Here is a 12,495-nt window from a genome sequence, read left to right on the forward strand (position 1 = left end):
CTTCGATCCGCGCGAGCAAGGATCTGACGCTTAGCCAAGCGATGCCAATCGCTGGATTGTCTCGGGGTACTTTTGCACGAGCCGGATAAGCAGCGTCGCCTGGGCGTTCGGTTTGGCGCGCCCCTGCTCCCAGTTCTCCAGGGTGCGGGGGTTGATTCTCAGATACATCGCGAACACCGGGCGCGACATATTCAACCGTTCGCGAAGCTCGACCAGTTCTTCCGCGGCAATCGCCTGCAATTCGTCGATTCGCACCTTGTGCGAACGCAGCGTAGCCTTTCCCTGCCGTTCGGCAGCGAGGGCGTCGAATCCCTCCATCAGTTCAGCGAAGATGTCACGCGTCATATCGGTTCCTGACATTCCGTTCCCTTTCAAGCAACGCAGCAAGCTGTTGTCGCTGTCGATGCGTCATATCGTCGGCGGTGTCCTTGTTGTAGACCGTAAATAGCCAGAACTGGGCACCGCCGAGCCAGTAGTAGTAGATCACTCGCAACCCACCGCGCTTCCCTTTCTGTCGCCACCCGTCGACAAAGCGCACTTTGCGCAAGCCTCCCGTCCCGGGGATCACGTCGCCTGCATGGGGATTGGTCAGCAGCAGCGCCTGCAGGCGGCGGAATGCGTCATCGTCCAGGTAATCGGCCCGGCACCGCTCGAATGGCGGAAGCTCAACAAAGGTGGCGTACAAAGTGTACGTTATTTACGTATAGTTTGGAAAGAGGGAACGGGCATGGAAGGCAAAACCCGGGAAGCCAAACTGTAGGCGCCCCGGGCATCCGAGAACGTGTCCGGTTGTGCCGAAAACGTTAAACGTTGTGTCCGCCGGGCGAAGGCGAAAGCAATCCCCCAATTAGGCAAAGCCAATTGGGAATAATTCTCAACAACGTCCTAGAATGCACCATGGGGTCAGTCGACTCCACATGACCGACCCACCACACCATGCCGCCGCCGCCAATCGACTCCGCCACCTTGCCCGCCGCACGGCCGCCGCAGCGGTCGCGCCTGGCTTTCCTGGGCGCCGGCGCGCTCGTGGCCGTGGGCTACATGGACCCTGGCAACTGGGCCACGGCCATCGCGGGCGGCGCCAAGTACGGCTACAGCCTGCTGATCGTGATTGCGCTGTCGAGCCTGGTGGCGATGCTGTTGCAGTGGATTGCCGCCCGGGTTGGCGTGGTGACCGGGCGCGACCTCGCCCAGCTGTGCCGCGAGCGATTTCCGCGCCGCGTGACCCTTGGCCTGTGGGTGGCCAGCGAGATCGCGATCATTGCCTGCGATGTGGCAGAGGTGGTCGGCAGCGCGGTGGCGCTTCAATTGCTGTTCCACGTCAAGCTCTGGGTCGGCGTGCTGATTGCGGCCGTTGTGACGCTGGCCATGCTGGCCGTGCAACGCTACGGCCAGCGCACCATGGAAGCCATGGTCGCCGGGCTGATCCTGCTGGTGGCCCTTTGCTTCGTCGCCCAACTGGCAATGGCCCAGCCCGAGTGGGCCGACGTGCTGGGCGGCATGGCGCCCTCCGCCGATCTGGTGCGCGATGCGGGCATGCTGTGGCTGGCGGCCGGCATCGTCGGCGCCACGGTGATGCCGCATAACCTTTATCTGCATTCCTCGCTGGTGCGCCGCTTCACACCGCCCCCGGGCAGTCGCGTGGCACGGCGCCGGTCCTTTGCCGAAATCCTGCGCGGCATGAGCCTCGATACGTTCGGCTCGCTCGGCTTTGCCTTCCTGATCAACGCGGCGCTGCTGATCCTGGCGGCCTCGGTGTTCCACGCCAATGGGCTGACCGATGTGGAAGACCTGGCCGACGCGCATCGCCTGCTGGCGCCGCTGCTGCACTCCAATCTTGCCAGCCTGCTGTTTGCTGTGGCACTGCTGGCATGCGGCCTGAATTCGACGCTGACGGGCACGCTGGCGGGACAGGCCGTCATGGAAGGCTTTCTCGACCTGCGCATGTCGCGCATGCGCCGCGCGCTGCTGACCCGTGCCGCGGCCATCGTGCCGGCGCTGGCCGCCGTCTGGGTATTCGGCGAACACGGCTCCGCCAGCCTGCTGGTGGCCAGCCAGGTCGTGCTCAGCCTGACACTGCCGCTGGCCGTGGTGCCGCTGATCCTGTTTGGCGCCGACCGCCACCTGATGGGGGCCTGGCGCGTGCGTGGCGTGCCGCTGGCGCTGGCGGGCGCTTCCGCGGTGATCATCATTCTGCTCAACGTGGCGCTGTTGTGGCAGGCGGCGCTGGCGTAGGCGCGGATCTGCGGCTTCCTACACCATCGCTGTCTCGCCAACGTCGTCGCGTTCCTTGACCCAGATTCCGCGCCGCCCCAGGATGCTGGCCGGCGCGGCGGGCCGCTGGTACAGGTAGCCCTGCGCCCAGTCCACCCCGGCTTCGACGATCAGTGCGTGCTGGGCTTCGGTCTCGATCCCCTCGGCGATCACCACCAGATGAAAGTGATGCGCCATGTTGACGATGCTGCGCAGCAGCGCCTGCGCATTGGCGTCCACGTCCTGCGTGAACTGGCGGTCGATCTTCAGGTAGTCGAACGGAAAGCTCTTGATCAGGTCCAGGTTGCTGTTGCGGGTGCCGAAGTCGTCCACGGCCAGGCGGATGCCGGCCTGGTGCAGCCGGTCGAAGGCCTCGCGGGTGGCGCCGCTGTCCGCCAGCAGGTGACGCTCGGTGATTTCCAGCACCAGCCCCGACCCGTCCGGCATGGCCCGCTGCAAGGCAGCCAGGTCGCCCAGGAAGGTGCGCCGGCGCAGGCTGAGCGGCGCGGCGTTGACCGCCACGTGCAGCGGTGCCGAGGGGCCGTAATGGTTGATGTCCTCCACCACCCGGCGCAGCACGAAATGCGTGATGTCGTCGATCAACGGCGTCGACTCCACTGTCTCGATATACGACCCTGGCGGAATACTGCCCCAGCGCGGATGCTGCCAGCGCAGCAAAGCCTCGGCACCGATCCATTGCCGCGAGTGCACCTCGACGATGGGCTGGTACACCAGATGAAACTCGCTGCGCTTCAGTGCCTGTCGCACCGCCTGCAGCAACAGGCGGCGCGGTGCAGCCACAAGCAGGAACAGTGCCACCACAAGCAGCCCGGCGAGCAGGCCGATGGCACCATACAGCAGGTCGTACTTGCGGTGCATTGCGTTGACGTATTCGAAGGATGCCAGCACCTTGACCTGCATCGGCCATGCCTTCGACAGCGTGGTCACGCCGTCCGCCGTCCTGGCCGGGGCGGGCAGATATGTCCCATCGTGATAGATCGACGCCTGGCCCACCGTCAGTACGATTTCCGATGCGCCAAAGCCCAGTCCTTGCGACAGCGCATCGGTGACATAGCGCCCCTCGATCAGCAGGAAGCTGCCCCGGTCGGGCTGGCCCGGCTGCGGCAGGAACATCGCCAGCGCCGGCGCATACTCGCGGAACGGCGTGCCCTGCACCAGCATCAGCCGGTGCGACACGCCCGGTTGCGGATCGGCAAAGTAGTAGGCCAGCGGCACATTTATGGGGCCCCGCGTGCCCGAGCAATAGATGACGCCGCGTTCGACCAGCGCGGCGGTGCGGATATAAGGAATGAAGCTGTGTGCGGTGGCCAGCGCACGGTCGGCTTGCGCGCACGGTTTGCCGGCCAGCGGCGCCACGTGCTGGCGGCCCAGCGTATCGACGGTCTCCGCCACGCGCTCCAGGGCTGCCACGATCTCGGCGCCGATGCTGGCCTCGCGCTGCGTGACGAGATGATCGGCACGTTGCCGGCCAAGCCAGACCGCCACCGCAACAAAGCACAGGCACGTACCAAGCCACCCCAGCAGCGCCAGCGGCGACACATGCCAGCCGCCAAATCGCTCCTGCCAGAAATTCAAAGCCAAGGTCCCCTTGTTGTCGTCTTGTGCCCGATTCCGCCGATTGTGGAGCGGATGGGCGTGTCAATGCTGTCGGCGGCGCGCCTACACGGAGGATGTGACCACGGCATGTTGCCGGCTATACCACCGGCTCCAGCTTGCGATACTGGTTGTAATGGCGGATGGCCCGATGCGGGTCGCCGAGCGCCTCGTGCAGTCGCGCGGCGTTGTAATGGGCGTCGGCAAAGTCGGGCGCCAGTTCGATACACGCGTGATAGCTTTCCAGTGCCTCACGCTTCGCACCGGCATCCTCGAGGGCGACGCCAAGATTGAAATGGATTAACGGTTGATATGGCAGATAACTTAGGGCCTTGCGGTATTCGGCGGCGGCGTCGGCAAACCGGTCCTGGTCGCACAGCAGACAGCCGAGGTTGAGCCAAGCATCGAGATAATCGGGGGCCAGCGCCAGGGCATGCCGATACGCGGCTTCGGCATCACGTGGCGCCACATGTTCGAGGGAAACGCCGCGTTCGAACCAGTCCGACGGGCCGATCTCGTCCTGCATGGGGCCCGGTGCCTGCCGCGTGGCGCGACGTCGCATCTCGACGACTTCGGCGCCGGCGCGCCGGTGGTCGGCATCGTCCAGGTCCAGCACGAACTGCCCCGAATCGACATGCCAACGCCCCCGGCGATCCTGCACGGCCACATCGCCGCCCACAGCCGTCACGCGCAGGCCGGTGGGCGGACGGCCGTCCTCGCCAAGTCCCTGCAGGTGCCGTAGCGACCGTGTGACATGGCGCGTGGGCACGCCCGCCTCGCGCAGTGATTGCGCCGTGCGCAGCAGCACCACATCCTGGAAGGTGAAGCGGTATTCCTGGCGCGCGCCGCGTCTGGGCGAAATCACGCCGGCCGTCATCAACGCCGTGATGACGCTGCGCGAGATGCCCAGCAGCCCCTGCACGTCGCGCATCGAATAGGCTTGCATTGCCGCCCCAGGCGCCCTACTTGCGCGCCGCGCGCTTCGGCGCTTCGGCCGGGGCCGCGGTGGCCCGGCGGGCGGTCTTGCGCGCCGGGGCTTCGGGCGCGGCCGCCTTGACGGCGGCGGCCTTGCCGGCCGACTTCGCTGCCGGCTGGCGCTTGTTGTTGCCGATGCTCTTGCGCAGCGCCTCCATCAGGTCGATCACCTCGCCACCGGCCGGCGCAGGCGTCTCGGCGGCCACCGTGATCTTCTTGCCGGCGATCTTCTTGTCGATCTGTTCCAGGATGCGCTGTTTTTCCTCGTCCACATAGGCGCTGGCGTCGTAGCCGTCCACCGCATTCTGCTCGATCAGCTGCTGCGCCAGCTTGAGTTCGGCGGGCGCCACGTCGATGCGCTCCACATGCAGGTCGGACATGTCGCGTACCTCGTCGGCATAAAGCAGTTGCTGCAGGATCAGGCCGTCCTGGCCCACGCGGATCTGCACCATGTACTGCTTGCCCTTCCAGGCCCACTTGGCCAGCGCGCAGGTGCCGGTTTCCCGCATGGCCTCGGCCAGCAGGTTGTAGGGCTTGCCGCCGCGCTTGTCGGGGCCCAGGTAATAGGCCTTGTCGTAGTAGATCGGGTCGATGGCGCCCAGCGGCATGAACGACACGATGTCGATGGTCTGCTCGGCGGCATCCTCCAGCGCCTTCAGCTCGTCGGGCGTAAAGGTCACATAACGGTCCTTCTCGAATTCGTAGCCCTTGACCATGTCGGCGCGCTCCACCACCACGTCTTCCTTCAGGCAGATGTATTGCTGGCGCAGCCTCGACCCGCACCCCTTGTGCAGCAGGTTGAAGCTGATGGCCGACTTGCTTTCGGTGGCCGAATAGACCTTCACCGGAATGGAAACCAGCCCGAAGCTGATCGACAGCGAAGCGATGGAACGTGCGGCCATGGCGACATCCTCCCGCAAGAAGGAACAGGTCATCGTCCAGCCAGTCTAGTCCGCGAGACACGGGCCCTGCCAGTGCGCGCGGGCGGTGTGCAGTGTCAGACGCGTCCTACGTGCCCGGCGTGTTGCTGCGGGACAATGGTCGCGCTACCGCTTGCATGGCGAAGCGCGCGATGCTGGCGGCGGTACGCGCCCGGCCCCAGACCGAAATGCTGGCTGAATACCCGGCCGAAGGCGGCCTGCGAGGCGTAGCCGCACTGTTCGGCCACTGCCGCCGCCGACAGTCCGTCCCGCCGCAGCAGCCGCGCGGCGCGTTCCATGCGCAGCGTGGTCACCAGTTCCAGCGGCGTCATGCCAAGCTGTGCAAAGCGCCGGGCCAGCGTGGCCCGCGACATGCTGCAGACTTGCGCGAGGCTGTCGACCGTCCACGGCCGTTCGGGATGGCGTACCACGGCATCCGCGGCCCGCGCCAGGCGCGCATCGGCCATCAGCGCCATCACGCCATGCGACACCGCCCCCTGCGCGATCAGCGTGCGCAGCAGCACCGTGAACAGCGCGGTTGACAGATCGGCGATGATCGCCGCGCTGCCGGGCCCCGGCGCCTCGGCTTCCCCATGCATCATGCCGATCAGGCCGCGCAGCCAGCCCAGGCCGGCGTCACCCTTGGCGCCGGTCTTGACACACAGCATCTCGGGCAGCGCGCGCAGCAGCACGCCCGCCGAACTGCCCAGCACGAAGGTGCCGCAGAGGATGTCCAGCGGCTCGGCCGCGCCCGGCACTGTCACCTCGGTCACCACCCCGTTGAAATGGCGCGATTCCGGCCCGGAATCCGCCTGGCGTGTCGTGCCGCCGTGCACGCCCGACAACGTATGCGCCGCCCCGTGCGGGAACAGCAGCACATCGCCTGCCGCCACGCGCAGCGGCTCGCTGCCCATCGATACATCGGCGTGCCCGTGGAGGATGGCGTGGTACGGCACGTGCCCGGGCGCTGCCTGCGCGTTGTGGGCAGACCAGGCACCTGCCACCCGGCAATGCAGGTCGACGGTTCCGGATGGCGCCAGCAGGCGCACCAGTTCGCTCAGGCTGTCCATGGATACATTCGGGTGGTGAGACGATTGAGCAAAAATTTGATTTGATTCTAATCCATCCGGATCGTCGTCGCCTCTACCATTGAGTCCAAGGCAGTGCTGCTACCAAGCCGGATGCGGCACCCGAACCCCGACATGCAACCCGCAATCCAATCCGATCTGAAGGAGTCAACACCATGACCACCCGCCTCCATACCATCGCCGCCCAGGACGCCACGGGCCAGACCGCCGAACTGTTCGGCGCCATCCGCAAGGCCGTCGGCAAGGTGCCTAACGCCTACGCCACCATCGGCAGCAACGCGCCGGCCGTGCTGGCCCAGGCGCTGCAGACCAACGCCGTGCTCAAGCAAGGCAGCCTGTCTGCCAGGGAACTGGAAGCGATCAACCTGTCCGTCAGCGAGCACAGCGGTTGTGATTACTGTCTGGCTGCCCATACGCTGACTGCGACAAAGATTGCCGGCTTCAGCGTGGAACAGACGCAGCAGTTGCGCCGGGGCACGTTCCCCGAAGACGCGAAGATCGATGCGCTGACGCGTTTCGCCGTGGAACTGGTGGGCACCCGCGGCACCGTACCGGCCGCCAGCGTGGCGGCGGTGCGCGCCGCCGGCTACAGCGATGCGCAGATCGTGGAAGCCATCCAGGCCATCAGCGCGATCCTGTTCACGAACATGATCAATCGCGTCAACGACACCACGCTGGACTTCCCGGCCGTGGTCTGACACAGCAAGGCGTCGAGGCCTAGTGCCAGGCGCTGCCCACCTGCAGGTAGAACGCGTTCTGGTTCTTGCTGTGGGCCACGTCGATGCCCATCGACAGCCCCAGCTTGCGCGCGATCATGTAGCGGAAGCCGCCGCCGACGCTGACGACGTTGGAGGCGTCCGAAAAGTCGTTCCAGCGGCCGTAGGCCCTGCCCATGCCAGAAAACGCCAGCACCGACCAGCGCGGCGTCACGTCCCAGCGCAGCTCGGCCTCGGCCACCAGCGCGTTGCGGTCCTGATAGCGGCCCTTCTGCACGCCGCGCAGGTCCACATACGGCTGCGCGTAGAACGGCACGTCGCCGGACGAGAATCTGGTATCGGCCCGCAGGCCCAGGATCCACGTGCGCGCCAGCGGCAGCCAGGTAAAGCCACGCGCGTTGAACATATTGAAGTCTTGCGTGCTGCCCAGGCCGCCACGGGCAAACTGGGCCTCGAATTCCGCGTAGCTGCCCTTGTTCGGGAAGAAGATGTTGTCGCGCGAATCGTAGTCGACCACCAGGCCGCCCTTGCCGATGCGCTGGCTTTTGTCGATCGGTCCCAGTTCATTGGCCGAAGCGCCAAACTTGAAGCTCGCCGTGGTGTCCGCATAGACGTAGCGCGGCCCAATATACCAATGGGAATCGGCCACGCGGAACAGCAACTGCTGCACCAGCGCGAAGCCATCGAGCGAATAGGCGCGCGGCTGGTTCTGCACGCCAAAGTATTCCAGGTTGGCGTTGACCTTGCCGATGGCACCCAGATAGCGGATGCGGTCGCCGCCCCAGGTATGGAAGTGCGCGGCGCCGGCTGCCCAGGTGCCGTTTTCCGTATAGGCCCCGCCCACGGCCGTGATATTGGGCGGCGCCGGCCCCTTGCCCGATGCCCGGGCCTCTGCCGCGGCATCGGCCATCGATTCCGAGAAGAACGCCAGCGCCAGCCCAAAGCCATAGCCCACGGCCGGCTCGGTGATGATCGTCGGCACCGGCAGTGCGCCCTTGTGGTGAAGCAGGAAGTCGCTCATGTCGAACATCCCGTCCTCGGGGTCGAACAGCGACAGCTTCGGCTTGGGTGCCGGCGCATTGCCCCCCGCCGACGGGGCTTCGGATGGCACGGCTGACGGAACCGGCAACGCCGCGGCTGCACCGTCCGGCAGATCGGGCTCGGCGCGCACCGGCGCCGGCGCGCTGGCCAGCCACGCCGATGCCATCACCGCGAACACTGCCCAGGTACGCTTCATTTGCCGAAGGTCATGTTGAGGCCGGCAAATATCGTCCATTGCGGAACGCCACTGCCGTCATGCAGCACGGAATACTGCGGCTCGACAAACGCGTTGAAGATGGTGTGCCCGTCTTTCCACGCCTTGCCCGCGCCCAGGCCAATCGGCACGTAGTAGGTGCCATGCTGCAGGTCGAAGGTCCACGTCCCCGTGGATCGCACGTACCACCCATGCGGCAGGTTGAAGATCATGAACGGCTGGGCCGTCAGCGACTGCACGTCGGGCCGGCTGCTTTGCCCGGCGAACGAATGCTGCCACTGCACCAGCATGCCCAGCAGCCGCGCGGGCGTGGGGTCCACCACCACGGCGGCCACGCCGGCCTGCCACTTGCCGGTCCCCAGGCTGGGATCGGTGGCGGTCGGCATCGTCAGCAACGGGCCGGCGCCGATCTGCATGCCTTCACTGCGCAACAGGAAGATATCGAACAGGTTGATGTCGCCCAGGCCGGTTTCGTACGAGCCGTCGGCCTTGGGCCGGGTACTGATGGGCACCGTGCCACGGAATATCTGGGGCACGCCGATCAGGCTGCCCGGCGCCACCGGGAGGGTCGGGCGCAATAGCAGGTCGTTGGTATGGGCATTGCTGCCATACAGCCGCGGCGAATAGAAATTCTGGATATTGAATGACGGCGCCAGGTTCAGCGGGTTGTTGCTCTTGTTGGCCAGCTCGGCGCTCGATTGCGCCCCGGCCCCACCTGGAAACGCGCCGACGGCGACGCATAGGCCGCCGGCAACCTGCACTACGAATTTGCGTAGCGATTTACGGGCGGATTTTCCTCCAGCTGGCACTCGCATCGGGTGAACTCCAGAGCAATGATCGACATGGGCCTGTGTGGCATATCAAGCCCCTGCCGGGCAATGTACCGGAGTGCCCCGCCGGATAGACGCCGCGCCGTGATGAACTTTCTTGCACCCCGCCTTAAGCAGTTTCGCATCGCGTCTTCGTGATATTGCAGGCGAAAGCATTACTGGCGTCACACATTGACATAATGTCGAGTCATTCAATAACCCGTACGGGGGATTATCCAATTGCCTTCAATTGCGCCACAGAAAATCTCATCGACACAGTTTCGCGCATTTCATTTCATCTAATTCGAGACACAATAAAATTGAATTCCCCTTTCTCAGCGGTTTTGCCAGACTACGGTCCGACGAATGCCCGCAACACAGCATTCGTTCGGGGCGTGGATCGGTTACTGACCGATCAACTTTCGATCAGTGCAACGCAAAAGGAAACCGTCGTGAAGCACTACACACCTGACAATTTCCAGCTGACGCAAAGCATTGGCTTTCACCTGAACAAGGCCCGCAACAGCCTTCTGATGGAAATGGACTCGGCGCTGCGCCCACTGGACATCAACGGCCAACAAATGGGTATTCTGCTTGCCCTCACGCGAGGAATGGCGAGCACCCCGTTCGAGATCAGCAAGCTCCTTGGCATCGACAGCGGCCTGATGACCCGCATGCTCGACAAGCTCGAGGAAAAAGGCCTGCTCGAACGCAGCCGCAGCATTGACGACCGGCGCGTGGTGAATTTGACCCTGACACCCAAAGGCCGGAGTATTGCCTCCGAAATCCCGACTATTGCGCCGGAAGTATTGAATCAGCGCTTGCAGGGATTTACTGTTGAGGAATTCGAGGAATTTCGCCGACTGCTGTACAAATTCGTGAATGGCGGTTGAATCCGGTTATGCGCGGTACGTGCGGGGGAACACCGCGCGACCACCCTGAGTCCGGCCGGGCATCTCCAACCCGACGCCATCCTGCCGCGAGACACCGCCCGACACCCTTTCTTAACTGTCCGCCCGCAACGACGACACAGCGCGCTGCGCCTGGTCGATGGCTGCGGTGACCGAAGGACTTCCGGCCACATCGGCCCCGGCAATACGGACATTGCCGACGCCCAGGCCCGCCTGATCCAGCGCGCCTTGCAGACCTGCGTCGTCAGGCACCAGCGTGGAAGGCATATAGCTGTAGCCATGCGCCCAGCGGTTGACGGTGATGGCGCGAATATCGCGGGCCGACTGGAAGCCGCCGGCGGCCAGCATGCGGTCCAGCTGCGCGCGGATATCGCGCTCCAGCACATCGAAGGGCGTGCCCAGCAGGAACGCCCGCCCCGCGCGGAAGCGTTCGCGTGCCTGCATGCCGCTGTCGGGCACGGTCGGCACATACAGCATGTGCAGCACCACCGGATCATCCCGCCCGCCAGCCGTAGGCTCCAGCCAGAGATCGGAATAGACCATGGCCGGCGCATGGACGCGCCACGCCTTCAGCGCGTCAAAGGCGCGCCAGTTGTCGAGTGCCACCTTCGCGTAGACAAGCGGCGCCTTGACCTCCGCGCGCAGCGCGGCCTTGGCCGGCGCCGGCAGGGTCGGCACGATGAACGGCACCATCATGCCGTAGCCGGCCACAATCACGTGCTGTGCCTCGACGCGTTGCAGATTGCCCTGCCAGCCGTAGGTCACGCGCGTGATGCGCACATCGGGCTCGACCGCGATCGCCGTGCTGTTCAGCCGGATGCGCACGGCGCTGCCGTCCTGGTCGAGCTTGCCGTAGCCGATGCGGGACGTGCCCGCAACGCCGGCCGCCAGACTGCCGGCTGGCAGCACGTCGGGCACCAGTTGTGCTACCAGCGCCCGGGCGAGCGTGGCGTTGCCATCCGCAAACCACTGGCGCGACGCCGGTGACTTGCCCAGCCGGGCATCCACACCCGGGTCGGGCATGCCGGCGCCGGCAGGCAACCCGATGGCGATGGCTTGTGCCACGGAGATCCCGTCGGCATCCAGCGCGTAGGCGTCCTGGCTGCGGCTGCGCAGGAAACGCAGCGCGCCCAGCCCCAGCCCGGCCTTGTCGCGCAAGAACGTGGCGTAGCGCGTGGATTGCAGATACGTGCGCCGGGTCTCGGCTGGCATCCCCGCCAGAAAATCGGTGGCACCCTGCGCCAGCCGCAGCAGCGCCTCGCGATCCGCTGCGGGTAATGGCGCTTTCTCCAGAAAACCACGCAGCTTGTCGATGGCATCGGTCGATACCGCGGCGCCACGCAGGCGCGCATCGACAATGCCGGCATACGGATCGCCGGCCACCCACTGGTCCCGACCAAAATGCCCGGCGTCGAAGAACACGGCACGCCCGAGGCCGCGGCGTTCATAGTCTTCGCCGGGCAAGGCCTGCGCCTGCGCGGTGGGCGCCAGCCCCAGCCCCGCCAGCAGCGCGCGCACTGCGGCATTGTCGTTGGCCGACGGCGGCATCTCGGCGCTGCCGCCGTACGTGACCAGCGTGCGCCCACGCACCGTGAACTCGTTGCGCTTGGCATGGCCGCCGAAATCGTCGTGATTGTCGAGAATCAGGATGCGACGCCGGGCGCCAAACCGGCGCTGATAGAACCACGCCGCCGCCAGGCCGCTGATGCCGCCGCCCACCACCACCAGATCGTAGGCTTCCCTGGCCAGCACGCCGGGATACGTGGCGCCTTCGCGCGCCAGGCTGTGCGCCAGCGTGTAGGTGCCGGCATGGTTGCCGCGCAGGCCCGTCAACGCGGGCGGATAGATGCCCGGGGCCGGCCCAGGGGCCGCCAGCAGCTGCGCCGGGGCCAGACCCGCTGCCACGGTCATGGCGGTGCCGTTCAGAAAGTCTCTGCGGGTGATCGTCATGGCG

At 65.7% G+C, this 12,495-nt stretch carries 12 protein-coding genes; 3 read left to right on the forward strand and 9 right to left on the reverse strand.

All coding sequences use genetic code 11. The features are described 5' to 3' along the window. Positions 1 to 30 precede the first annotated feature (30 nt). Positions 31 to 345, reverse strand: coding sequence for a helix-turn-helix domain-containing protein (locus tag AC3G88_RS12890; RefSeq protein ID WP_487523755.1), 315 nt, complete (start codon positions 343 to 345; stop codon positions 31 to 33). Continuing rightward, a complete protein-coding gene (locus AC3G88_RS12895) occupies positions 335 to 685 on the reverse strand; it encodes a toxin (RefSeq protein WP_487523754.1) in 351 nt (116 codons plus the stop codon). Before AC3G88_RS12895 ends, AC3G88_RS12890 begins: the two co-directional genes overlap by 11 nt. Before the next feature lie 251 nt (positions 686 to 936). Here AC3G88_RS12895 and AC3G88_RS12900 point away from each other — a divergent pair, with 251 nt between their 5' ends. Beyond that, complete coding sequence (locus AC3G88_RS12900; RefSeq protein ID WP_488773071.1) at positions 937 to 2,235, forward strand: Nramp family divalent metal transporter; 1,299 nt, start codon at positions 937 to 939, stop codon at positions 2,233 to 2,235. 18 nt (positions 2,236 to 2,253) lie between these two features. On the opposite strand, the gene AC3G88_RS12905 is transcribed toward AC3G88_RS12900, so the two are convergent. The 4 genes from AC3G88_RS12905 to AC3G88_RS12920 form a co-directional block, all read right to left on the reverse strand. Next, entirely contained in the window at positions 2,254 to 3,849 is a 1,596-nt protein-coding gene (locus tag AC3G88_RS12905; RefSeq protein ID WP_488893427.1) for an EAL domain-containing protein, read from the reverse strand. A 118-nt stretch (positions 3,850 to 3,967) separates the two neighbouring features. Continuing rightward, the gene (locus AC3G88_RS12910) at positions 3,968 to 4,813 is read right to left on the reverse strand and encodes a tetratricopeptide repeat protein (RefSeq protein ID WP_488773073.1); all 846 of its coding nucleotides are present in this window, start codon (positions 4,811 to 4,813) and stop codon (positions 3,968 to 3,970) included. 16 nt (positions 4,814 to 4,829) lie between these two features. Continuing rightward, positions 4,830 to 5,744: a non-homologous end joining protein Ku gene (gene ku, locus AC3G88_RS12915; protein WP_488773074.1), complete on the reverse strand. Its 915-nt coding sequence runs from the start codon at positions 5,742 to 5,744 to the stop codon at positions 4,830 to 4,832. A 95-nt stretch (positions 5,745 to 5,839) separates the two neighbouring features. Further along, complete coding sequence (locus tag AC3G88_RS12920; RefSeq protein WP_488773075.1) at positions 5,840 to 6,832, reverse strand: AraC family transcriptional regulator; 993 nt, start codon at positions 6,830 to 6,832, stop codon at positions 5,840 to 5,842. Between the two features lie 173 nt (positions 6,833 to 7,005). Here AC3G88_RS12920 and AC3G88_RS12925 point away from each other — a divergent pair, with 173 nt between their 5' ends. Further along, complete coding sequence (locus AC3G88_RS12925; protein ID WP_488773076.1) at positions 7,006 to 7,548, forward strand: carboxymuconolactone decarboxylase family protein; 543 nt, start codon at positions 7,006 to 7,008, stop codon at positions 7,546 to 7,548. Positions 7,549 to 7,567: 19 nt separating this feature from the next. Here AC3G88_RS12925 and AC3G88_RS12930 read toward each other — a convergent pair whose 3' ends face one another. Both AC3G88_RS12930 and AC3G88_RS12935 read right to left on the reverse strand, forming a co-directional pair. After that, positions 7,568 to 8,803, reverse strand: a complete 1,236-nt coding sequence (locus AC3G88_RS12930) for a BamA/TamA family outer membrane protein (RefSeq protein WP_488773077.1) — start codon at positions 8,801 to 8,803, stop codon at positions 7,568 to 7,570. Next, positions 8,800 to 9,582 carry a hypothetical protein gene (locus AC3G88_RS12935; protein WP_488773078.1) on the reverse strand — a complete coding sequence of 261 codons (783 nt, stop codon included), beginning with the start codon at positions 9,580 to 9,582 and terminating at the stop codon, positions 8,800 to 8,802. Before AC3G88_RS12935 ends, AC3G88_RS12930 begins: the two co-directional genes overlap by 4 nt. 500 nt (positions 9,583 to 10,082) lie before the next feature. Here AC3G88_RS12935 and AC3G88_RS12940 point away from each other — a divergent pair, with 500 nt between their 5' ends. Continuing rightward, complete coding sequence (locus AC3G88_RS12940) at positions 10,083 to 10,523, forward strand: MarR family winged helix-turn-helix transcriptional regulator (RefSeq protein ID WP_249641081.1); 441 nt, start codon at positions 10,083 to 10,085, stop codon at positions 10,521 to 10,523. A 111-nt stretch (positions 10,524 to 10,634) separates the two neighbouring features. Here AC3G88_RS12940 and AC3G88_RS12945 read toward each other — a convergent pair whose 3' ends face one another. Next, complete coding sequence (locus AC3G88_RS12945) at positions 10,635 to 12,491, reverse strand: flavin monoamine oxidase family protein (RefSeq protein WP_488773079.1); 1,857 nt, start codon at positions 12,489 to 12,491, stop codon at positions 10,635 to 10,637. Between the last annotated feature and the right edge of the window lie 4 nt (positions 12,492 to 12,495).

Source organism: Cupriavidus sp. 86D6 (genome assembly GCF_057815095.1).

Bases quoted from the DNA above. Each gene is read 5' to 3' on its own strand.
- AC3G88_RS12890 (WP_487523755.1), bottom strand. From the start codon at position 345: ATGACGCGTGACATCTTCGCTGAACTGATGGAGGGATTCGACGCCCTC.
- AC3G88_RS12900 (WP_488773071.1), top strand. From the start codon at position 937: ATGCCGCCGCCGCCAATCGACTCCGCCACCTTGCCCGCCGCACGGCCG.
- AC3G88_RS12910 (WP_488773073.1), bottom strand. From the start codon at position 4,813: ATGCAAGCCTATTCGATGCGCGACGTGCAGGGGCTGCTGGGCATCTCG.
- ku (WP_488773074.1), bottom strand. From the start codon at position 5,744: ATGGCCGCACGTTCCATCGCTTCGCTGTCGATCAGCTTCGGGCTGGTT.
- AC3G88_RS12920 (WP_488773075.1), bottom strand. From the start codon at position 6,832: ATGGACAGCCTGAGCGAACTGGTGCGCCTGCTGGCGCCATCCGGAACC.
- AC3G88_RS12925 (WP_488773076.1), top strand. From the start codon at position 7,006: ATGACCACCCGCCTCCATACCATCGCCGCCCAGGACGCCACGGGCCAG.
- AC3G88_RS12930 (WP_488773077.1), bottom strand. From the start codon at position 8,803: ATGAAGCGTACCTGGGCAGTGTTCGCGGTGATGGCATCGGCGTGGCTG.
- AC3G88_RS12945 (WP_488773079.1), bottom strand. From the start codon at position 12,491: ATGACGATCACCCGCAGAGACTTTCTGAACGGCACCGCCATGACCGTG.